28 protein-coding genes are annotated in these 20,144 nt (G+C 60.6%); 7 read left to right on the plus strand and 21 right to left on the minus strand.

The window, feature by feature from the left end; genetic code table 11:
- Window positions 1–3: 3 nt before the first annotated feature.
- From HMPREF3104_RS02060 to trpB, 13 genes are all read right to left on the minus strand, one after another.
- A complete protein-coding gene (locus tag HMPREF3104_RS02060; protein WP_070493825.1) occupies window positions 4–369 on the minus strand; it encodes a DsrE family protein in 366 nt (121 codons plus the stop codon).
- A gap of 112 nt (window positions 370–481) precedes the next feature.
- On the minus strand, window positions 482–802 hold the full coding sequence (gene rpsQ, locus HMPREF3104_RS02065) for a 30S ribosomal protein S17 (protein WP_052205390.1): 321 nt from the start codon (window positions 800–802) through the stop codon (window positions 482–484).
- A 2-nt stretch (window positions 803–804) separates the two neighbouring features.
- Window positions 805–1,044, minus strand: coding sequence for a 50S ribosomal protein L29 (gene rpmC / locus HMPREF3104_RS02070; RefSeq protein WP_052205391.1), 240 nt, complete (start codon window positions 1,042–1,044; stop codon window positions 805–807).
- On the minus strand, window positions 1,044–1,460 hold the full coding sequence (gene rplP, locus HMPREF3104_RS02075) for a 50S ribosomal protein L16 (protein WP_052205392.1): 417 nt from the start codon (window positions 1,458–1,460) through the stop codon (window positions 1,044–1,046). Before rplP ends, rpmC begins: the two co-directional genes overlap by 1 nt.
- A 2-nt stretch (window positions 1,461–1,462) precedes the next feature.
- Window positions 1,463–2,215, minus strand: coding sequence for a 30S ribosomal protein S3 (gene rpsC, locus HMPREF3104_RS02080; protein ID WP_052205393.1), 753 nt, complete (start codon window positions 2,213–2,215; stop codon window positions 1,463–1,465).
- Window positions 2,215–2,574 (minus strand): 50S ribosomal protein L22, encoded by a 360-nt coding sequence (rplV, locus tag HMPREF3104_RS02085; RefSeq protein ID WP_052205394.1) that lies wholly within the window; start codon window positions 2,572–2,574, stop codon window positions 2,215–2,217. Before rplV ends, rpsC begins: the two co-directional genes overlap by 1 nt.
- A gap of 3 nt (window positions 2,575–2,577) precedes the next feature.
- Window positions 2,578–2,853, minus strand: a complete 276-nt coding sequence (gene rpsS, locus HMPREF3104_RS02090; protein WP_052205395.1) for a 30S ribosomal protein S19 — start codon at window positions 2,851–2,853, stop codon at window positions 2,578–2,580.
- 16 nt (window positions 2,854–2,869) lie between these two features.
- Entirely contained in the window at window positions 2,870–3,706 is an 837-nt protein-coding gene (gene rplB, locus HMPREF3104_RS02095) for a 50S ribosomal protein L2 (protein ID WP_052205396.1), read from the minus strand.
- A gap of 41 nt (window positions 3,707–3,747) precedes the next feature.
- Complete coding sequence (gene rplW / locus HMPREF3104_RS02100; RefSeq protein ID WP_052205397.1) at window positions 3,748–4,053, minus strand: 50S ribosomal protein L23; 306 nt, start codon at window positions 4,051–4,053, stop codon at window positions 3,748–3,750.
- On the minus strand, window positions 4,054–4,734 hold the full coding sequence (rplD, locus tag HMPREF3104_RS02105) for a 50S ribosomal protein L4 (RefSeq protein WP_070493828.1): 681 nt from the start codon (window positions 4,732–4,734) through the stop codon (window positions 4,054–4,056).
- On the minus strand, window positions 4,731–5,387 hold the full coding sequence (rplC, locus tag HMPREF3104_RS02110; RefSeq protein ID WP_052205399.1) for a 50S ribosomal protein L3: 657 nt from the start codon (window positions 5,385–5,387) through the stop codon (window positions 4,731–4,733). Before rplC ends, rplD begins: the two co-directional genes overlap by 4 nt.
- Window positions 5,388–5,401: 14 nt before the next feature.
- Window positions 5,402–5,707, minus strand: a complete 306-nt coding sequence (rpsJ, locus tag HMPREF3104_RS02115) for a 30S ribosomal protein S10 (RefSeq protein WP_003848085.1) — start codon at window positions 5,705–5,707, stop codon at window positions 5,402–5,404.
- Window positions 5,708–6,194: 487 nt separating this feature from the next.
- On the minus strand, window positions 6,195–7,553 hold the full coding sequence (gene trpB, locus HMPREF3104_RS02120) for a tryptophan synthase subunit beta (RefSeq protein WP_070493831.1): 1,359 nt from the start codon (window positions 7,551–7,553) through the stop codon (window positions 6,195–6,197).
- Window positions 7,554–7,639: 86 nt separating this feature from the next.
- On the opposite strand from trpB, the gene HMPREF3104_RS02125 reads away from it, so the two are divergent.
- Genes HMPREF3104_RS02125 through HMPREF3104_RS02150 form a run of 6 tightly spaced genes read left to right on the plus strand, consistent with a single transcriptional unit; the run spans window position 7,640 to window position 10,802 of the window.
- A complete protein-coding gene (locus HMPREF3104_RS02125) occupies window positions 7,640–8,173 on the plus strand; it encodes an Asp23/Gls24 family envelope stress response protein (protein WP_070493834.1) in 534 nt (177 codons plus the stop codon).
- A 2-nt stretch (window positions 8,174–8,175) separates the two neighbouring features.
- Complete coding sequence (locus HMPREF3104_RS02130; protein WP_052205402.1) at window positions 8,176–8,526, plus strand: hypothetical protein; 351 nt, start codon at window positions 8,176–8,178, stop codon at window positions 8,524–8,526.
- A 33-nt stretch (window positions 8,527–8,559) separates the two neighbouring features.
- On the plus strand, window positions 8,560–8,760 hold the full coding sequence (locus tag HMPREF3104_RS02135; RefSeq protein ID WP_052205403.1) for a hypothetical protein: 201 nt from the start codon (window positions 8,560–8,562) through the stop codon (window positions 8,758–8,760).
- On the plus strand, window positions 8,760–9,647 hold the full coding sequence (locus HMPREF3104_RS02140) for an Asp23/Gls24 family envelope stress response protein (protein WP_052205404.1): 888 nt from the start codon (window positions 8,760–8,762) through the stop codon (window positions 9,645–9,647). The genes HMPREF3104_RS02135 and HMPREF3104_RS02140 overlap by 1 nt, the downstream gene beginning before the upstream one ends.
- Window positions 9,631–10,245, plus strand: coding sequence for an Asp23/Gls24 family envelope stress response protein (locus HMPREF3104_RS02145; protein WP_052205405.1), 615 nt, complete (start codon window positions 9,631–9,633; stop codon window positions 10,243–10,245). The genes HMPREF3104_RS02140 and HMPREF3104_RS02145 overlap by 17 nt, the downstream gene beginning before the upstream one ends.
- Entirely contained in the window at window positions 10,242–10,802 is a 561-nt protein-coding gene (locus HMPREF3104_RS02150) for an Asp23/Gls24 family envelope stress response protein (RefSeq protein ID WP_052205406.1), read from the plus strand. Before HMPREF3104_RS02145 ends, HMPREF3104_RS02150 begins: the two co-directional genes overlap by 4 nt.
- A gap of 13 nt (window positions 10,803–10,815) precedes the next feature.
- On the opposite strand, the gene HMPREF3104_RS02155 is transcribed toward HMPREF3104_RS02150, so the two are convergent.
- From HMPREF3104_RS02155 to rpsL, 5 genes are all read right to left on the minus strand, one after another.
- On the minus strand, window positions 10,816–11,508 hold the full coding sequence (locus tag HMPREF3104_RS02155; protein ID WP_070493902.1) for a hypothetical protein: 693 nt from the start codon (window positions 11,506–11,508) through the stop codon (window positions 10,816–10,818).
- A 445-nt stretch (window positions 11,509–11,953) separates the two neighbouring features.
- Window positions 11,954–13,144, minus strand: a complete 1,191-nt coding sequence (tuf, locus tag HMPREF3104_RS02160; RefSeq protein ID WP_070493837.1) for an elongation factor Tu — start codon at window positions 13,142–13,144, stop codon at window positions 11,954–11,956.
- 351 nt (window positions 13,145–13,495) lie between these two features.
- Window positions 13,496–15,616 carry an elongation factor G gene (fusA, locus tag HMPREF3104_RS02165; RefSeq protein ID WP_070493839.1) on the minus strand — a complete coding sequence of 707 codons (2,121 nt, stop codon included), beginning with the start codon at window positions 15,614–15,616 and terminating at the stop codon, window positions 13,496–13,498.
- A 227-nt stretch (window positions 15,617–15,843) separates the two neighbouring features.
- Entirely contained in the window at window positions 15,844–16,311 is a 468-nt protein-coding gene (gene rpsG, locus HMPREF3104_RS02170) for a 30S ribosomal protein S7 (protein WP_052205410.1), read from the minus strand.
- Window positions 16,312–16,317: 6 nt separating this feature from the next.
- On the minus strand, window positions 16,318–16,689 hold the full coding sequence (gene rpsL / locus HMPREF3104_RS02175) for a 30S ribosomal protein S12 (RefSeq protein ID WP_052205411.1): 372 nt from the start codon (window positions 16,687–16,689) through the stop codon (window positions 16,318–16,320).
- Between the two features lie 403 nt (window positions 16,690–17,092).
- Here rpsL and HMPREF3104_RS02180 point away from each other — a divergent pair, with 403 nt between their 5' ends.
- Entirely contained in the window at window positions 17,093–18,427 is a 1,335-nt protein-coding gene (locus tag HMPREF3104_RS02180; RefSeq protein WP_070493842.1) for a hypothetical protein, read from the plus strand.
- On the opposite strand, the gene HMPREF3104_RS02185 is transcribed toward HMPREF3104_RS02180, so the two are convergent.
- The 3 genes from HMPREF3104_RS02185 to HMPREF3104_RS02195 are packed head-to-tail and all read right to left on the minus strand — an operon-like array spanning window position 18,367 to window position 20,119.
- Window positions 18,367–19,005: a hypothetical protein gene (locus HMPREF3104_RS02185; RefSeq protein ID WP_141738091.1), complete on the minus strand. Its 639-nt coding sequence runs from the start codon at window positions 19,003–19,005 to the stop codon at window positions 18,367–18,369. The two genes, HMPREF3104_RS02180 and HMPREF3104_RS02185, sit on opposite strands and share 61 nt — an antisense overlap.
- The gene (locus tag HMPREF3104_RS02190) at window positions 19,002–19,553 is read right to left on the minus strand and encodes a hypothetical protein (RefSeq protein ID WP_141738092.1); all 552 of its coding nucleotides are present in this window, start codon (window positions 19,551–19,553) and stop codon (window positions 19,002–19,004) included. The genes HMPREF3104_RS02185 and HMPREF3104_RS02190 overlap by 4 nt, the downstream gene beginning before the upstream one ends.
- The gene (locus HMPREF3104_RS02195) at window positions 19,511–20,119 is read right to left on the minus strand and encodes a hypothetical protein (RefSeq protein ID WP_070493850.1); all 609 of its coding nucleotides are present in this window, start codon (window positions 20,117–20,119) and stop codon (window positions 19,511–19,513) included. The genes HMPREF3104_RS02190 and HMPREF3104_RS02195 overlap by 43 nt, the downstream gene beginning before the upstream one ends.
- Between the last annotated feature and the right edge of the window lie 25 nt (window positions 20,120–20,144).

Consider the following 20,144-nt stretch of genomic DNA (forward strand, 5'->3'; position numbering starts at 1 on the left):
TGCCTAGTAGGACACGCTCGGCGTGCCGTCCGCCAGGAACTCGACGAGCTTCGCGCCGCCGACGATCTGCGCGCCCTCGATCAGCTGGTCTTCCGTGTAGCCGCGCTTCTTAATGCACGGTGCGCACACGTAGAGGGCACCGCCAGCGGCGATGAAGTTTGCAATGAGCTCCTTGAGCGGGGCGAAGCCTTCCTCGTGGATGTCGTCAGCGTAGCCCTCAACAGCCAGGTAGGCGCCCTCAGAGGAGAGGAACACCATGGTGTCCTGGGCGGAGCCGACGGCAGCGTTGGCTACGACGAAGCCAACGGTGGCCAGATCCGTGTCGTTCTTAGCGTGGGCAATGGTTACACAAAATTTTCCGGTAGACATGCCCGCTAGGGTACAGAAGGTTGGGGCACGTTAGGCGTCGATAAGCAAAATGCAAAAGCCGCACCACCCGGGAAACGGGGGTGCGGCCTTTGGCGCTAGTAACTAGCTAGAACTAGCGAGCCTTCTCAATGATCTCAATGAGACGGAAGTGCTTGTCCTTGGACAGCGGGCGGGTCTCCTCGATGCGAACGAGATCGCCGACGCCGGCGGTGTTGTTCTCATCGTGAGCCTTCACACGCTTGGTGGTACGCACAATCTTGCCGTACAGAGCGTGGGACTTACGGTCCTCAACCTCGACCACGATCGTCTTGTCCATCTTGTCGGACACGACGTAGCCGCGGCGGCGCTTCTGCAGGCCCTTCTCCTTCGGCTTAGCCTCGGTGTGCTTCGGGCCCTTGCCGGTGTTCTTCTCAGTCACGTTTGCCTCAGTCATGGTTATGCCTCAGCTCCTGCAGACTCGGGTACAACGGACAGGCCGAGCTCACGCTCGCGCAGCACCGTGTAGATGCGAGCAATGTCGCGCTTCACCGTGGAGATGCGGCGGTTGTTGGTCAGCTGGCCAGTGGCAAGCTGGAAGCGCAGGTTGAACAGCTCTTCCTTTGCCTCGGTCAGGCGGGTACGCAGCTCATCATCGTTGAGCTCGCGGAATTCGGATGCGGGGGTACCGGCAGCCATTAGAACTGGTCCTCCTTCTTAATCACGCGAGTCTTGCACGGCAGCTTCGCACCAGCGCGGCGCAGAGCTTCCATTGCAGTCTCCTCGTTCGGGTAGGACATCTCGAAAAGGATGCGGCCAGGCTTAACGTTGGCCACCCACTTCTCAACCGGGCCCTTACCGGAACCCATACGCACGCCGAGCGGCTTCTGGGTCAGCGGACGGTCCGGGAAGATGTTGATCCAGACCTTGCCACCACGCTTGACGTGGCGGTTGATAGCGATACGAGCCGACTCGATCTGGCGGTTGGTAACGTAAGCCGGCTCAAGAGCCTGGAGGCCATAGTCACCAAAGTTGATCTTGTTGCCGCCCTTGGACACGCCGGAACGGGTCGGGCGGTGCTGACGGCGGTACTTCACGCGCTTAGGAATAAGCATGCTTAGCCCTCCTGCTTCTGCTCGGCGCGCTGCTGGCGGCGCTGGCCACCGCGGCGCGGACGACGATCGCGGTCGCCACGGCCACGACGCTCATTGCTCGGCGCATTGAGCTCGGACTCGCGAACGCCACCTACGACATCGCCCTTGTAGATCCACACCTTGACGCCAATGACGCCAAAGGTGGTGTGTGCTTCAGCCGTGCCGTAGTCAATCTCCGCACGAAGGGTGTGCAGCGGCACACGGCCCTCGTGGTAGCGCTCAACACGGGACATTTCGGCGCCGCCCAGACGGCCAGAGCACAGAACCTTGATGCCCTTGACCTGCGGGTTGCGCATCGCAGACTGGATAGCCTTGCGCATCGCGCGGCGGAATGCCACACGGTTGACAAGCTGCTCTGCGATGGACTGTGCGACCAGGGTCGCGTCAGCGTCGACGTTCTTGACCTCGAGGATGTTCAGCGCAACCATCTTGCCGGTGAGCTTCTCCAGCTCGCGGCGGATGCGGTCAGCCTCAGCGCCGCGGCGGCCAATCACGATGCCCGGGCGGGCGGTGTGAATGTCCACGCGAACGCGGTCACGGGTGCGCTCGATGACAACATCGGAGATGCCTGCGCGCTCCAGGTTGTTCTGGAAGAACTCGCGGATCTTGATGTCCTCAGCGACGTAGTCGGCGTAGTTCTTGTCGGCGTACCAGTGGGACTTCCAATCGGAAGTGATGCCCAGGCGTAGGCCGTGGGGGTGGATTTTCTGACCCATTAGTTCGCCTCTTCCTTGGACTCGACGACAACAGTGATGTGAGAGGTGCGCTTACGGATCTGGAAAGCGCGGCCCTGTGCACGCGGCTGGTAACGACGCATGGTCGGACCCTCATTTGCGTAGCACTCTGCGATAACCAGGGTGCGCGGATCCAAGCCGAAGTTGTTCTCGGCGTTGGCCGCAGCAGAAGCGACGACCTTGGCAACCGGCTTAGCGGCTTCCTGCGGCGCGTACTTCAGGATCGCGAGAGCCTCAGCAACAGACTTACCGCGGACGAGAGCCAGCACGCGGCGGGCCTTCATCGGGGAAGTGCGCACGAACTTGGCCGTCGCGGATGCAGTGGTGATGGTGTCAGCCATTGCTTATCGACGTCCCTTCGTTTCCTTGACGTGACCCTTAAAGGTCTTGGTGGGTGCAAACTCGCCGAGCTTGTGACCAACCATGGACTCGTCGACGAACACCGGAACGTGCTTACGACCGTCGTGGACGGCGAAAGTGTGACCGATGAAGTCAGGGAGAATGGTTGAGCGGCGAGACCAGGTCTTGATGACCTGCTTGGTGCCGGCCTCGTTCTGAGCGTCCACCTTGTTGAGGAGGTGCTCATCGACGAACGGGCCCTTCTTCAGGCTACGTGGCATGTTGTCTTACCTCCTCTTAGCGCTTCTTCTTGGTGCGACGGCGGCGCACAATCATGTTGTTCGAGTAACGGTTCGGGTTGCGGGTGCGGCCTTCCTTCTGGCCCCACGGGCTCACCGGGTGGCGACCACCAGAGGTCTTACCTTCACCACCACCGTGCGGGTGATCAACCGGGTTCATAACCACACCACGCACGGTCGGGCGCCAGCCCTTCCAGCGCATACGGCCGGCCTTACCCCAGCGGATGTTGATCTGGTCAGCGTTGCCAACCTCACCAACGGTTGCGCGGCAACGGATGTCCACGCGGCGGATCTCAGAAGACGGCATACGCAGCACTGCGTAGTTGCCTTCCTTACCCAGCAGCTGGATGGACGTACCTGCGGAACGAGCCAGCTTTGCACCAGCGCCCGGCTTGAGCTCCACAGCGTGGATGGTCGTACCGGTCGGGATGTTGCGCAGCGGCAGGTTGTTGCCAACCTTGATGTCGGCGTTCGGACCGGACTCCACAACGGTGCCCTGCTTCAGGCCCTTCGGCGCGATGATGTAGCGCTTCTCGCCGTCGTAGTAGTGCAGCAGTGCAATGTTTGCGGTGCGGTTCGGGTCGTACTCAATGTGAGCAACCTTTGCCAGCACGCCGTCCTTGTCAGAGCGACGGAAGTCAATCACGCGGTAGCGACGCTTGTGGCCGCCGCCGCGGTGACGGGTAGTGATGTGGCCGTGCGTGTTGCGGCCACCCTTCTTCGGGAGCGGGCGCAGCAGGGACTTCTCCGGCGTGGAGCGGGTAATCTCCTCGAACTCGGAAACGGAGCTGTTGCGGCGACCCGGGGTTGTCGGCTTGTACTTACGAATAGCCATAGTTTGTCCTTTTCTATCGTCTCTTCATCAGAGCGATGGCCTTAGGCCGTCGCACCGCCGAAGATGTCGATGGAGTCGCTGCCCTCGCGGAGAGTGACGTAGGCGCGCTTGGTGTCCTTACGCTTGCCAAAGCCGGTGCGGGAGCGCTTGCGCTTGCCCTCACGGTTGGCGGTGTTCACCGAAGCAACGTCAACGCCGAAGATCTCTTCCACGGCAATCTTGATCTGGGTCTTGTTTGCAGACGGGTTCACGAAGAACGTGTACGTGTTCTGCTCCATCAGCGCGTAGGTCTTCTCAGAGAGGACCGGTGCGATGATGATGTCGCGCGGATTCGCAACCTTAGCCATTTACTTCTCCTCCTCAGCCGTCGCTGCCGCGCCGGCAGGTGCAGCCACGACGTTGCCGCGGTTGATGAAGGTGTGCAGTGCTTCGACCGAGAACACAACGTCATCTGCATTCAGGACGTCGTAGGTGTTCAGCATGGACGGAGCGATAACGTGCACGCCCGGCAGGTTCCTTGCGGAAAGGCGGGAATTCACATCGTCGCTGCCCAGGACCAGCAGAACGGACTTACGGTCGGTCAGGCGCTCAAGGAAAGCACGTGCAGACTTGGTGGACGGGTTCTGGCCAGGGACCAGATCCTCCACCACGTGGATGCGCTCGTTGCGAGCACGATCCGTCAGCGCACCTGCGAGAGCGGCCTTGATCATCTTCTTCGGGGTCCGCTGCGCGTAGGAACGCGGCTGCGGACCGTGGACGGTGCCACCACCGGTGAAGTGCGGAGCACGGGTCGAGCCCTGGCGTGCACGGCCGGTGCCCTTCTGGCGGAACGGCTTCTTGCCGCCACCGGAAACCATGCCACGGGTCTTCGTTGCGTGCGTACCCTGACGTGCTGCAGCCAGCTGTGCAATTACAACCTGGTGCATCAGGGGAATAGATGCCTCGCGGTCAAAAAACTCTGCCGGAAGCTCAACGGAGCCGTTGGTCTTACCATCAGCGGTGTGGACGTCAAGCGTCAGGTTCGTCATGCGTGAGCACCGCCCTTCACTGCGGTCTTGACGGTAACAATGCTGCCCTTGGCACCCGGGATTGCGCCCTTGACCAGGATCAGGTTGTTGTCGCCGTCGATGCGTTGGATCTTCAGGTTCTGGGTGGTAACGCGGTTACCGCCCATGCGGCCAGCCATACGCGTGCCCTTGAACACGCGACCCGGGGTAGCACATGCACCGATGCCACCCACGCGACGGTGAGCAGCCTGGTTACCGTGCGAAGCACCCTGGCCAGCAAAGCCGTGGCGCTTCATGGCGCCAGCGTAGCCCTTGCCCTTGGTGGTGCCGACCACGTCAACGTAGGTGTCACCCTCAAAGATGGTGGCGTTGTACTCCTGGCCAACCTCGTACGCGGAGGTGTCATCCATACGGATCTCCACGACGTGGCGGCGCGGGTTCACACCGGCCTTCTTGAAGTGACCAGCCTGCGGCTTCTTGGTCTTACGGGGGTCAATATCGCCATAAGCGATCTGGATGGCAGAGTAGCCATCGATTTCGGGGGTGCGGATCTGGGTGACCACGCACGGACCAGCCTCGACGACGGTAACCGGGATAACACGGTTGTCCTCGTCGAAGATCTGGGTCATGCCGATCTTCTTGCCCAGAATGCCCTTCATCTGGTTGTCAGACATTTCAGTTCTCCTGCTTACTGGATGTTCACGTCAACGCTGGCCGGAAGGTCAATGCGCATGAGCGCGTCGACGGTCTTCGGCGTCGGATCGAGAATATCGATGAGGCGCTTGTGGGTGCGCATCTCGAAGTGCTCGCGAGAATCCTTGTACTTGTGCGGAGAACGAATGACGGCGTACACGTTCTTTTCAGTGGGCAACGGCACCGGCCCCACGACGCGGGCACCCGTGCGGGTGACCGTCTCAACGATCTTCTTCGCGGATGCGTCGATCGCCTCGTGATCGTAGGCCTTGAGCCTGATGCGGATCTTCTGTCCCGCCACGCTTACCTCTTCCTCGCATCCCCACGTTCAACTCTCGCTTCGCTCGAAGTTGAACGAAGTGAAACGAGAGCGAAGCGGTGGGGTTGTAGCTTCTAGTTTCTCTATAACGTTGTCCGGGCTGGGCCCTTGGCTCAACGCCAGTGTCTTGTAATTGACTGTCATGACACTTCAGAAAGTTGGGACGGGCGTGCAACAAACTGCTCGCGTACGTCTCCAGTGCTTTCCCCGCGCCTACATACCTACATAAGGCACATATATGACGTGGGTGTCAGACTCGGAAGGGTGCGTGACTCTTCGCGTACTGCCGCTGTTTATTTGCCATGGCCCCTTCCCGGTGAAGGTGTCATGGTTACCTCACCATCGCTCGCCTTTTACAACGAGCCATGTCAAAGCAACCCGAGTATTTAAACACAAAGGCCACAAAAGCGCAAACCCCCGTCGCGCGTGAGAATGTTGGGACGGGGGTGCGTCGATAAGCAAAAGCTCCCTAGTGGTGCGAAACCGCGTTACCGGCCTCCCGCTCGTTGGAAGCGGACGTCATCTCCGCGAGCACCTCGGTGACCTTGATGTCCGCCACGGGCGACTCATACGGGTCCTCAAAAATCTGGTCCCCCAGGATGTTGAACACGTAGTCCATATCCTTGTCACCACGGCCGGAAAGGTTGACCAAGAGGTTCAGCTCCTCACCAGTCTCTTCCGCCTCCTCCGCCATGCGCAGCGCGTGCGCCAACGCGTGGGAGGACTCAAGGGCAGGAATGATGCCCTCATGACGCGAGAGGATACGAAACGCCTGCAACGCCTCCACATCGGATGCCACCACATACTCCGCGCGGCCCGTCTGCTTCAGATACGCGTGCTGCGGACCAACGCCCGGGTAATCCAGGCCGGCAGACACCGAGTGGGACTCATCCATCAACTCACCATCCTGGTCAGTAACCACATAGGACCGAGAACCGTGGAGAAAGCCGATCTTGCCGTGAGCCAACGGCGCGCCATGCTTGTTAGTGTCCAGGCCCTCCCCCGAAGGCTCAACACCAATCAGACGCACCTTGTCATTGCCCGGCTGATCCTCCAAGTACTGCGCGAATGCACCGATGGCATTGGAGCCGCCACCAACGGCAGCGATGACAGCATCCGGCAAACGACCAGTCTCAGCCAGCATCTGCTCACGCGACTCGCGCGAGATCACAGCCTGAAACTCCTTGACCAACGTGGGGAACGGGTGCGGGCCGCAGGCGGAACCCAGCACGTAGTGCGTCGTGGAAAGGTTCTCCAGCCAGTCCCCCAGCGCCACGTCAATCGCATTCGACATGGAGCCGCCGTCCTCATTGGTCACCGGCGAGACCTTCGCACCCATCAGGCGCATACGGCGAACATTCGGCTGCTGGCGCGCAACATCCTGCGCACCCATATAAATAACGCACTCCATGCCCAGAAGCGCAGCCACCATAGCGGTAGCGGTACCGTGCTGGCCTGCACCGGTCTCTGCAATCAGGCGACGCTTACCCAAACGCTTTGCAATCAGCGCCTGCGCCAACACCTGGTTAGCCTTGTGCGCACCGCCGTGCGCCAAGTCTTCACGCTTCAAAAACAGACGGACGTTTTCAAGCTTCTTGCCCGTTTTCTTGGAGCGTGGCAAGTTCAGGCACTCATAGACCGGGGTTGGGCGCCCCAGGTACTTAGCCTGCAGCTCTGCAAGCTCGGCGAGAAACTCCTCATCATGCCGAGCATCAACAAACGCCTGCTCCAACTCATCTAAGACCGGGTACAACGAATCCGGTACATACTGTCCACCAAATTCACCGAAGTATGCGCTGATAAGCGTCTTGCGAATGTCCTGCGTCATGGACCCACATTATGCATGAGCCCAGCGCCCAGCGGGGCTAAACGGGTAGGGTTGAGCAGGTACACCAATCCAATGAAAGGATCATCATGGCTGACAACAACACCCCGAAGACCCCGAACACCCCGTCTACCACTGATTCCACTGCAAATTCCAAGGCAGTAGAGACGGAGCAGGTCCGCCCGCGCAACGAGAACCTGGAGACCGATCACGGCACCACCGTTATTGATGACAACGTGGTGGGCAAGATCGCCGGCATCGCAGCTCGCGAAGTTTCCGGTGTGCACAACCTCGGCGGTGGCGCTGCACGTATGTGGGGTGCTGTGCGTGAGTCCTTCACCTCCTCCACCAACGTCCAGCAGGGCGTAAACGTTGCGGTGGACCAGGGACACGTCAGCGTTGCGGTTGCCATCATCGCTGAGTACGGCGTTGCTATCCACGAGCTGGCTAACGCTATCCGCGAGAACATCACCGTTGCCATTACCCGCATGACGGGCCTGATTGTGGACCGCGTTGATGTGACTGTGCATGACGTGAACCTGCCGGAGCAGGAGACCGCTTTGTCCGAGCAGTACGACGAGAACGTGAACTACCAGGCTGCTAACCCGGCACTGGGCCAGTAGTTATGGCGCAGACCTCCGTAACCCGAGAAACCGCGGAGGCAGCCCGTACCGCAGCACTTGCAGTCTCCGGCGTTGCCGGCCTCCACGCAGGCCGCTTCGGCGAAGTGGCAATTCTGCTTCCCGGTGAACGCATCGAGGGGCTTCGTAACTCTCGGCGCAGCGTTGAGCGTGGCGGCGATAACGGCGGAGAGCACGGCACCGAACTTGGCCTTGAGGTCCACGTTGTGTTTGACGTTGGCTCTGAGCGCGAAGTGCAGGCTGTTGCAACCGACGTTCGTGAAGCGGTACTTCAGGCTACTTCTCTCGGTTTTGTAGACGTTGTGGTGGCGGATGCTGTCCGCGCGTCACACTAACTGGAAGACAATCTGGAAGATTTGGTGTTCCCCATGAATATCTTCGAAAACAAGACGGTGCTGGGCATCATCATCGGCCTGATCGTTGCGTTTTTCGTCACCTTTGGCGGTGTGTTCGGCCTGATTTGGCTGCTGCTGTTCACCGTCATCGGTGGCGTAATCGGCGCTCAGCTTGATGGCCGGCTGGACTTGGCCCGCGCCGTGAGCAAGACCTCCGGCAAGGGCCAAAGCTAATGGACGGCACGTTTTACCACATCAGCGAGAAGGCAGTTGAGCACGTAGCAGAGCAGGCCGTGCTCACTGTTCCCGGTGTACTCAGCCTCGACGCCCAGCTAGCTGGCCTTGCGGGGCGCAAGTACCCGCGGGTGAATGTGCACTTGGACCGCGCCTCAGCAATTGCTGCGGTAGAGGCCGAGATTGCCACCACCTACCCTGCCCCAGTTGCGGCTATTACGGACGCGGTGCGGGCCACCATCATCGCCCACATCCGTTCCCTGTGTGGGCTGGATGTTTCCCGCGTTCAGGTGCACGTGGCCAATGTGCAAACTGAGACGGACGGCCACCGTGTGACTTGGGATGATGTGGCTAGCCACAATGCATCGGCTGAGCCGGTTGGTATCCGCATATCCCCTTCGCCGGTCACCTCCCCGGTAACGAAGGACCCGATCGCGCTTTCGCCGATTGAGGTTGACTCACAGCTGGATGAACTGCGCGAAGTGACGGTTCCTGCGCCACCTGAGGTTCGCACCACAGGCTTTGACGCACCGCCGCTGCAGCTCACCGACGTTGTCGTGCCACCGCCGCTTGAGACGTTTTCGCCTGAGACTCCTCAGCCGCGCCAGCTTGCTGAAGTGCAGCGTTTCGTTCCGCAGGCTGCGTCCGTACACGCTCCGTACCCGCGCCCGGTCAAGGGCGCTACGGTGCCGCCGCGGCGCGCGCTCAAAGAGGTGTACATCAACCGGAGCTCTGTTGTGCCGGTAAGCGCTCCCGCGGCGCCGCACTTGCGTCCGGTTGGGGTGCCCTCGCCGAGACCTGTGAAGCGCCCTGAGGCCCCGATGCCGCAGCCGTTGAAGCAAATCACGATTCGACCGGTGGAGAAGTATTATGACCGCACCCGTTAAGGACCACACGGAAGCGCCAAACCGCCCGCTTGGTCCGCACCCTGGCGCTGAGCCGCGTGCGAATCCGGCTGTCCGTTGGATCACTGTTGTGCTTGGCGTGCTCCTGATTGCGCTTTCCGGCGTGTTGGTTCGGGAGCTTTGGTTCTACGCCCAGGACCAGCCGTTTACCTCTTGGTTGTTGCCGGTATTTAACACGATGGCTTCCTCGCTTATCGACGCAAAGGTGGTCACCCTCGGCATCATCATCGCCCTTGTCGGGCTTTGGTTTGTCATCACCGCCTTCATCCCGAGGGCTCGTACCCATGTGCGCGTGGACTCCCCCGCTTCTATTTGGGTACGTCCCGTGGATATTGCCCGCAAGGCAACCAACGCAGCCCGCGCTGAGACCGGCAGCACTACGGTCCGCTCGAAGGCGAACCGTAAGAAGCTGACGGTTGAGGTTGATGATGACGGCACTGGCTCAACCCAGGAGCGTGTGACCAGCCTGCTTAATGGTGAGTTCAGCCGTCTGCAGGCGCCGCCTGCGGTGGCAGTGAAGGTGAACCAGCCGGCACCTGCGCCGGAGACCGCTACTACTGAACAGGAGGTACAGCGATGACTAAGGGACTTTCCTTCTTCGACCGCCTCGTAGTCTTCCTCTTCGGACTGCTGCTTATTGTTGCTGGCTTTGTGCCGGTGGCGCTGTACTGGGACATCCCCTACGTCAGTGATTGGATTAACCAGTTCAACCGGGCATCGATTTCGGAGGTGCCCTACTACGGCTGGTACAACACCGCGCTGATTATCGCGGCGATCGTCCTGTTTTTCGTCGGCCTGTGGCTAATCCTGGCCAACATCCGCAGCCGCGCGTTCTCCAACAGGGAGATCGCGGCAGCGGACCCGGCACACGGCGACACGGTGATCAATGTCCAGCGCGTTGCCGAGGCGGCCTGTACGGCGATTACGCAATCCCCGTCCGTATCGCGTGCGTCGTGCAAGGTTGCAATGGTGGGCAAACGCCCAACCGCTACCTTTACCGTCATCGCTAACCCTTCCTATGACCTGGGTGAGGCGATCAGCGCCATTGAAAGCGCTAACGAGGATTTCCGCGTAGCCAACCACACGATGGAAATTGACACGGTGTGGAAGCTGCAGCTGGACCGCGTCGCAGCGTAGCCGCTACCAGCGTTTAGGCCTCCAACAGATACGCCTCTTTCAGTAGCCCCAGTTTGCGCGGCCTCCCGCCGCCGGCTGGGGCTACAACTATCTCAGCGCCCGGCGTACAAGCCAGCAGCTGGTCCCACGCGATCATTTCAAGCAGCGATTGTCTCCCCTGCACAGTCCATAACCAGATCCGCTGCCCGAGGATCACCCTAGAGCCGTCCTCACATTGCAGGAGCCAGCGTTCCGAGCCGACGTCCACACGCCGCAGGCCATCGAGCATGTCGGCGTCTTTCGGTGGCAACCCGGTGATCATTTCAACGACGCCCAGCCGGTGCTCTACGCCTTCTGTATCCCGCACCACCAGTGGCCGGCCCGGCCCTGTTGGCCGGAAGGCGTCATAGCGCCACACCCCGGGCATCCGTTTCGGGTCTGCAGCGTTTCGCACTATCGCCGTGGTGCTTGTCAGTGTGATGGTGAGCTGTGGCGCTGTCGTAGCGATGCACACAGTGCGTTCCAGTGGCGCTGTCAGCAGGGATGGGTGTTCTCTTGCAACCTCATCCAGGATTGCCAGCAGCTCGTCCTCGGTGGAGCCCCAGGACAGTCCACGGTTCTGCAACACACCTAGAAAAGCCGGGAGTGTGAGGTCTGGTTGGCCTTCCCACGCATCTTGGAGCCTCGCTATGAGTTTAGGGATGCGGGTTGGGTCAGTTTCGTGCACGCGAGCATTGTAGCCGAGCCCGTCCCATCTGATCTGGCACAAGTTGAGGCCGCGAGTTCGTGCACCAGTACGCGGCCTCCTCACGCTGATCGCGTTTGCGTAAGCAGGACGAACGGCCTGCGAACAGCGCTGGAACACAGATATGCAGGGGAAGATATGCAGGTTCCCAGCTCAGAGCGTTTTTTCAATAAGACCGGCCTTAATGAAAAATGGCCGCTACCTGCAGACCTGCATTTCTTCCCCTGCATATCTGTTGGGACCGGACAGGACAGGACCGGACCGAACCGGACAGCACAGGCTCCCCGATCCTGGCCATAGCTGCCCAAACACCTACCCCCAAACACCTGCACATGTATCCGGGCATGCAAAAAGGCCGCCCTCCCGTGTGGGAGTGGCGGCCTTTAAGGCGTTACTGGGTTACCCAGTTAGACCCTGGTGGCTGGAATTAGCCGAGGATCTTGGTAACACGGCCAGCGCCGACGGTGCGGGAGCCCTCGCGGATAGCGAAGCGCAGGCCCTCGTCCATAGCAACCGGCTGGATGAGCTCAACGGTCATCTCAACGTTGTCGCCCGGCATAACCATCTCGGTGCCCTCCGGCAGCTTCACAACGCCGGTCACGTCAGTGGTACGGAAGTAGAACTGCGGACGGTAGTTGTCGAAGAACGGGGTGTGGCGGCCGCCCTCGTCCTTGGACAGAACGTAGACGGAGCCCTCGAACTTGGTGTGCGGGGTGTAAGCGCCCGGCTTGATGATGACCTGGCCGCGCTCAACGTCCTCACGCTTCAGACCACGGAGCAGCAGAGCTGCGTTGTCGCCAGCCTCAGCGGTGTCGAGAAGCTTGTTGAACATCTCGATGGAGGTAACGGTGGTCTTCTGGGACTTCTCGCGGATACCGATGATCTCGACCTCGTCGTTGAGGTTGAGCACGCCACGCTCCACACGACCGGTAACCACGGTACCGCGGCCGGAAATGGTGAAGATGTCCTCGATCGGCATCAGGAACGGCTTGTCGGTCTCGCGCTCCGGGTCCGGAATGGAGTCGTCACATGCCTGCATGAGCTCCAGGATGGAGTCAACCCACTTCTTCTCGCCCTCGAGAGCCTTCAGAGCGGAGATGTGGATGATCGGTGCATCCTCGTCGTACTCCTGCTCAGCCAGCAGCTCACGAACTTCCATCTCAACCAGCTCGATGATTTCCTCATCATCGACCATGTCGCACTTGTTCAGTGCAACGAGGATGTACGGAACGCCAACCTGGCGAGCCAGCAGCACGTGCTCGCGGGTCTGCGGCATCGGGCCGTCGGTAGCTGCAACCACGAGGATTGCGCCGTCCATCTGAGCAGCGCCGGTGATCATGTTCTTGATGTAGTCGGCGTGGCCCGGGGCGTCCACGTGAGCGTAGTGGCGCTTCGGGGTGTTGTACTCCACGTGGGAGATGTTGATGGTAATACCGCGCTCGCGCTCCTCCGGAGCCTTGTCAATTGCGGAGTAGTCGAACGCCTTGTTCTCCTCCGGGTACTCCTGAGCCAGCACGGTGGTGATGGCAGCCGTGGTGGTGGTCTTGCCGTGGTCGACGTGACCGATGGTGCCAATGTTGACGTGCGGCTTCGTACGCTCGAACTTTGCCTTTGCCACTTGTTGTCCTCCTGGACTTCCATGTGGCTACGACCTTCGCAGCCACGTTGTTTACATTTGCCTTGCCTCATGGCCCGCATGCGCGAGACATGCTGCATCGACCATTTCACAATGTGCCAGTTACATGATCCTAGATTCTGAATGACCGTTTTTCAAACCGGCCGATCCGTGCAAACCGCGGATCCACCTAGTGAGTAACGGCCAACTCAAGCACCACCCCATCTTGCTGGGATTTTGGGCTGGAACTTCAGTAGGCCGCACCCGCTAGGGTGCGCTTCGCGCCGAGCTTTTTACTATCGACGGCTCTGGCGTAGCCGTCGATAAGCAGAAGGCGCAAAGCGTTAGGGCAATTTACTTGCCGGTGCGCTGCTCGATGATCTCCTGAGCAACGCTCTGCGGAACCTCAGCGTAGGAGTCAAACACCATGGTGAAGTTCGCGCGGCCTGCGGTGGAGGAACGCAGGTCACCAATGTAGCCGAACATCTCGGACAGCGGCACCTTAGCGCGAACAACCTTCGCACCGGAGCGGTCCTCCATTGCGTAGACCTGGCCACGGCGGGAGCTGATGTCACCGTTCACGGTGCCCATGTACTCCTCCGGGGTCACAACCTCAACAGCCATGACCGGCTCAAGCAGAACCGGCTTAGCCTTCGCAACTGCTTCCTTCAGAACCTGGGAACCAGCGAGCTTGAAGGCCATTTCAGAGGAGTCAACGTCGTGGTAGGCGCCGTCCTCAAGGGTGGCCTTGATGTTCACCAGCGGGAAGCCAGCGAGGTAGCCGTACTGCATCGCATCCTGGATACCAGCGTCCACGGACGGGATGTACTCCTTGGGCACGCGGCCACCGGTGACGGCGTTCTCGAACTTGTAGGTTGCGCTCTCGCCCTCCTCCAGCGTCTCCGGGTCCGGGTTGTACGGCTCGATGGTGACAATGACCTTTGCAAACTGGCCGGAACCACCGGTCTGCTTCTTGTGGGTGTAGTCCAGGGACTCCACCTTCTTGCGAATGGTCTCGCGGTAAGCAACCTGCGGGGAACCGATGTTTGCCTCAACCTTGAACTCGCGCTTCATGCGGTCAACCAGCACGTCGAGGTGCAGCTCGCCCATGCCGCCGATGATGGTCTGGCCGGTCTCTTCGTCCAGCTTGACGGTGAAGGTCGGGTCCTCTTCCGCCAGCTTCTGAATAGCGGTGCCCAGCTTCTCCTGGTCAGCCTTGGTCTTCGGCTCAATAGCCACCTGGATAACCGGATCCGGGAAGTCCATGGACTCCAGGATGATCGGGTGATCCGGGTTGCACAGGGTGTCACCCGTGGTGGTTTCCTTCAGACCGATGAACGCGTAGATGTTGCCGGCGTCAGCGTGCTCGACCGGGTTCTCCTTATTTGCGTGCATCTGGAAGAGCTTGCCCACGCGCTCCTTCTTGGACTTCGTGGAGTTGAGCATCTGCTCGCCCGGGATTGCCTGGCCGGAGTAGACGCGCACGTAGGTGAGCTTGCCGAAGAACGGGTGCACAGCAATCTTGAATGCCAGTGCGGAGAACGGCTCATCCACGGACGGCTTACGAACGAGATCCTCGGAGCCGTCCACGGAGGTGCCGCGGACCTCGCCGATATCCAGCGGGCTCGGCAGGTAGTCAACAACAGCGTCCAGGACCGGCTCGATGCCCTTGTTGCGGTATGCGGTACCACAGAACACCGGGTAGATCTCGGAGTTCACGGTCAGCTTGCGGATGGCACCCTTGATCTCCTCGACGGTGAGCTCCTCGCCGCCGAAGTACTTCTCCATGAGCTCCTCATCGGACTCAGCAACGGTCTCGAGCAGCTTCTCGCGGTACTCCTCAGCCTTGTCCTGCAGCTCAGCCGGGATGTCGACGATCTGCGGCGGGGTGCCGGTCTCAACCTTGCCCGGCCACAGGTATGCCTTCATCTGGATGAGGTCAACAACGCCGTCAAAGTCATCCTCAGCGCCGATCGGGATCTGCATAACCAAGGGCTTAGCGCCGAGGCGGTCAACGATGGTGCCAACGGTGTAGAAGAAGTCTGCACCCAGCTTGTCCATCTTGTTCACGAAGCAGATACGCGGCACGTTGTACTTCGCAGCCTGACGCCAAACCTGTTCGGACTGCGGCTCAACGCCTTCCTTGCCGTCGAAGACAGCAACAGCGCCGTCCAAGACACGCAGGGAGCGCTCCACCTCAACGGTGAAGTCCACGTGACCCGGGGTGTCAATGATGTTGATCTGGTTGTTGTTCCAGAAGCACGTCACGGCAGCAGACGTAATGGTGATGCCGCGCTCTTTCTCCTGCTCCATCCAGTCGGTGGTTGCGCCACCGTCATGGGTCTCGCCAACCTTGCGGTTGATACCCGTGTAAAACAGGATGCGCTCGGTCGTGGTGGTCTTACCAGCATCGATGTGAGCCATGATGCCGATGTTGCGGACCTTGTTCAGGTCTTTAAGCACTTCTTGTGCCACGTTTTTACCCCAACTTATGAGTTGTCGACACCGCCCCGGCGCACGCTAGGGAGCCGAGATAGCGTCTTTGGCGGATATTGTCCTTGGTCGATTATTCCACTAATTGCGCGTGGAGGTGGGTTACGCACCCGTCGCTACGCAAACGGCCCGGGAGCAAGACACCGACGCATACGCGTGCGGGCAACTTATCCACGGGCCGAAACGTGAGCTCATAGGGCGCGAACCTATTACCAGCGGTAGTGGGCGAAGGCGCGGTTTGCCTCTGCCATCTTGTGAGTGTCCTCACGACGCTTCACAGATGCACCCAAGCCGTTGGACGCATCCAGGATCTCGTTAGCGAGGCGCTCAATCATGGAGTTCTCACGACGCTGACGGGTGAAGGTCACCATCCAACGCAGAGCAAGCGTGTTGGAACGGCCCGGCTCAACCTTGACCGGAACCTGGTAGGTAGCGCCACCGACACGGCGGGAACGAACCTCAAGGTCCGGGCGGATGTTGCCCAGTGCCTTCTCCAGGGTGCCAACCGGGTCAGTACCGGTCTTCTCGCGGCAGATCTCAAGCGCGCCGTAAACGATGCGCTCTGCGGTGGACTTCTTGCCGTCCTTCAGGATCTTGTTCACCAGCTGGGTCACCAGCTCGGAGTTGTATACCGGATCCTTAACTACGGGACGTACAGGTGCTTTTTGCTTACGCATTGTTCTTTACTGTCCCTTCTTCGCGCCGTAACGGGAGCGAGCCTGCTTGCGGTCCTTCACACCCTGGGTATCCAGAGCGCCACGGATGATCTTGTAGCGCACACCCGGCAGGTCCTTCACACGACCGCCGCGCACGAGCACCATGGAGTGCTCCTGCAGGTTGTGGCCCTCACCCGGGATGTATGCGGAAACCTCAATACCGGAGGTCAGGCGCACACGTGCAACCTTACGCAGTGCAGAGTTCGGCTTCTTCGGAGTGGTGGTGTACACGCGGGTGCACACGCCGCGGCGCTGCGGGGAGCCCTTCAGGGCGGCCGTAGCAACCTCGGACTTCTTATCCTTGCGGCCCTTGCGGACCAGCTGCTGAATAGTAGGCATTCACGCTCTTTCTGTCTTCACGACCCGGCACACGCGCCCATACATGCAAAAATGGGGGCTCTTTCGCGGGGCCCTTCCGTCTGCATGAACCAACGCATGCAACGGATGTCGCATGGAGTTCGAAACTTTCGCACCGCGCGAGAATGCGGGCGAAACCTCAATCAAGGTACTACAGGAATAGTTTTGGGAGCAAATTTCGCTTATCGACGCCTACGTGAAAGCCCCGCTCACGCGGGGAACACGGGCTCATCCCTGCTAACGCGGGGACACAACTGGGCAGAACACAAGGCCCTCACGTGATTGGGCTCATCCCTGCTAACGCGGGGAAGTCTGTCCTGTTGAGCCAGTATCCCAATGATACTGAAGCCCCGCACACCCGTCGATTCCGTTTTAGACTGCTGGCATGACCGGCCGCACTGGGTTAGCGCTTCGCTCCACGCGTGACATGATCGCAGCTTCTGCAACCATCCCTGTCAGTGCGTTGCGCCTGCTTGTGCGCCATCTCCCCCAACTGATCGCGCTCATCTGTGCCGGCCTGGCTGGCAGGCAGGCGGTGATCTGGCTGGCGGTGTGGTTGTCCAACTACAGCAGCTTCGGGGCGTCGCTAATCATGCCGCTTGCGCCGCTTTCAGTGATGATGTCGCTGATCTTGTGCCTGTGGGTGCTGCGGCCATCGTTGCCCTTTTTGGCGGAGACGTTCCCGGAGAGGGCGGAGACGCAATCGCGCGCAAGGCTCCTGTCGGTAGGCGGGCTGCTGGTGTCCTTCCTCACGGTGTACGCCACGCACGGAATGCTGAAGGAGGACCTGCGGGATTTCCGACGCGCCACGACCATCGACGAATACATGAACCAAGGCTTCAACGCCGACTTCAGCCGCGCCTTCGTAGACAGCACGGCAGGGCTCATCGCGTTGATTCTGGGCACGATCATCCTGCGCAAAATCATCGGCTATTTCGCGCTTGCGGAGAAAGGCCTCGGCCTGACGTACTTCTCCGCGTACCTTGAGGTGCTATGGATGACCACGGTGTCGGTGTTTCTAACAAACCAGCTCTCAGCTGTGCAGGACTGGGCGCTAACGCGCAGAAGCATTGCGCCGACGTACCGCTCCTACGTGGAGCTTTCGGAAAACATCGAGGACTCCGCCGGGTTTCTTGCGGAGTCCTGGGCATGGCTCGCGGCGAAACTGCCCGCGTTTAGCCAGCTCATTACCGTGCCGATCGCCTGGTTGACGCTGGGTGCTGTGGTCTTTGGCACCTCACTGGTAGCGAAGCAGGCGGCCGAAAGCACTAAACCCGAAGCCACAAACACAGACACCGACGCCAAGGCCTCCAACCCCCGCCTGCGCCAACGCATGAAACAAGCCGCGCGCAGTGAGGCGAAAACGGTGATGGATGATGCCCTAAAGCCCGTCGCCGGCCCGCTGAAAACCACGTGGAAGGGGCTGCGCACCCTCGCCCGCGCTGGACTTGTGCCCATGGTGATCTTCTGCCTGGTGTTCATGCTGGCCACAAGCGTTGAGCTGGGCGTAGTCGAGCTTGGCCGTCTCGTTGCCGGGCCGCAGCAGTCGTTGCAGAGTGAGCAGGCTGCCACGCTCATCCTGGTGTTCGCGCGCATGACGTACCTGATGGTGGTGGTGTGTCTCGTCGCCGCGGCGCTGGATCACTTCCTGCGCAGCACCTACTTGCCGTCGGCAAACTCCCCGAAGGGTTCGGGCTCTGGCAGCACCAACGTCACGTAGTGCGGTTCCTCCCAACCAACGTGCAATTTGAGCGGCTGCACGCCGTCCGGCATGGCGATGGGGGTGAGTTTGCGCCAGGTGTCAGGGCGGGGGTCGCCGAAGCCCTCAACAATCTCCCCGTCCCCTACCAGCGGGCCGCCCTGACCCGGCAGGGTGCAACCGTTCGCAGTACTCAGATCCTGCTGCATCACTGGCTCCACAAAAGCTCTATCGACCAGCTGGTACTCGCGCCCGTCCGAGGCCGTCACCCACATCCGGCACCCCGCCAGCACCGACTCCTGCGGCGCTGACCACTCCGTGAGCACCAGCCACGGACTAAAACCCTCCGGCGCGTGCACCTCCAAAACGTCCTGTTGTTTCGGGTTCAGCTCCTGGAACTCCAGCACGCTCACCTGCGCCTGATACATCGCGCCTTCAACATCCGCGATCGGAAACGCGAAGCTCCCCTCGCCGCCAGCCGAAACCAGCTCTTCGTCGCTCCACGTCCACGGCCGCACGATGCTGAAGTACGGCTGCATCGACGCGCCAACCATCAGCGCCACAGCCACCGGCGCCGCCACCCACCAGGCCTTCCTCACACCGTCACCCCCTCACGGACAATCTCCCCCTCAACCAGGGGCTTTTCTAGCTTGATTGCGACCCGTGGCGCCATATGGTCCCAGGACGCTAGGACTCTCAGCGTGGCGTTATCAATCTTGTCCTGCGGCATCTCAAAGACAAACGTGCAGTCCACAGTCCTGCCCGGGTACAACACGGGGCAGCTGTTGCTCCAGCTGTTGGACTGGGTGAACTCCGTGCCGTCGGCAGCCGTGATGCTCCCTCGCACGAAGCCTATCGACGCCTCCGGGGTCACCCTGAAATCCACCACCACCCACGAAGCGTTCGTGCCCATCCCGTTAAACACCGGCGTGACGTACGCGCGGGTGTCCTCCACTGTGCCGATCTCCGGCGCGCTGCTTGTGTAGTCGAAGGGTGCAAAGACCCGGTCCACCGGGTTCGGCAGCTGCCCGCGGAGAAACACCCCAAGGCTAAGCAGGGCTAGGACCGCGGCAACGGTCCATACTCGACGCCCCATTGCATCCATCACCGCAGACTCACCTCCGCCATGCGCTGCGTTGGCAGCCACATCATCTGGTTGTCCAAGAAGGAGCGCTTGTATTCGAGGGTCCAGATGGTGAGGGTATCGGCGGCGTCGATAAGCTGCTGCCCCTGCGGCCCTTCATCGGCTGGGGTGAACACCACCGCAATGTCCAAGGGCACACCCGGGTTGGGGTTAATCACGTCATAGACGGGCAGCTCAAGCGGCTCCCCGCCGGGCGAAAAGCGCGCCGCCGAGACCAAAAACCGCGGCTGCTGTTCCTCCGGCAGCCCGGAGACTTCCAGGTCGAATGCCGAAAGCAGACGGGTCACCGGGCGCGATTGCGTGTTGGTCAGGCTCATCTCCACCACCCGCGAGCCGTCCAAGACGTAGGTCTTGCGGATCTGGATATCAAACGGCGCGACCTCCACCTCCACCGGCTGCGCCAAGGCGTTGATCCCGACCGGCGCGCTGGCATGGATGAACCCCTCGGGGTCGGCCTTCTCAAAGCCGCCACGTAACCCAAGGAGGCCAACAAACACCACTAGCGCCAGAATGGTCACATTGGTGCGCGTAAAGATGTCGCTGGCTACAGACCTGACAAATCCGTGCACACCAAGAATTCAAGCACGGCTTGCG

The sequence above is a fragment of the Corynebacterium sp. HMSC30G07 genome (assembly GCF_001806945.1).
In the GTDB taxonomy this organism is placed as follows: domain Bacteria; phylum Actinomycetota; class Actinomycetes; order Mycobacteriales; family Mycobacteriaceae; genus Corynebacterium; species Corynebacterium riegelii.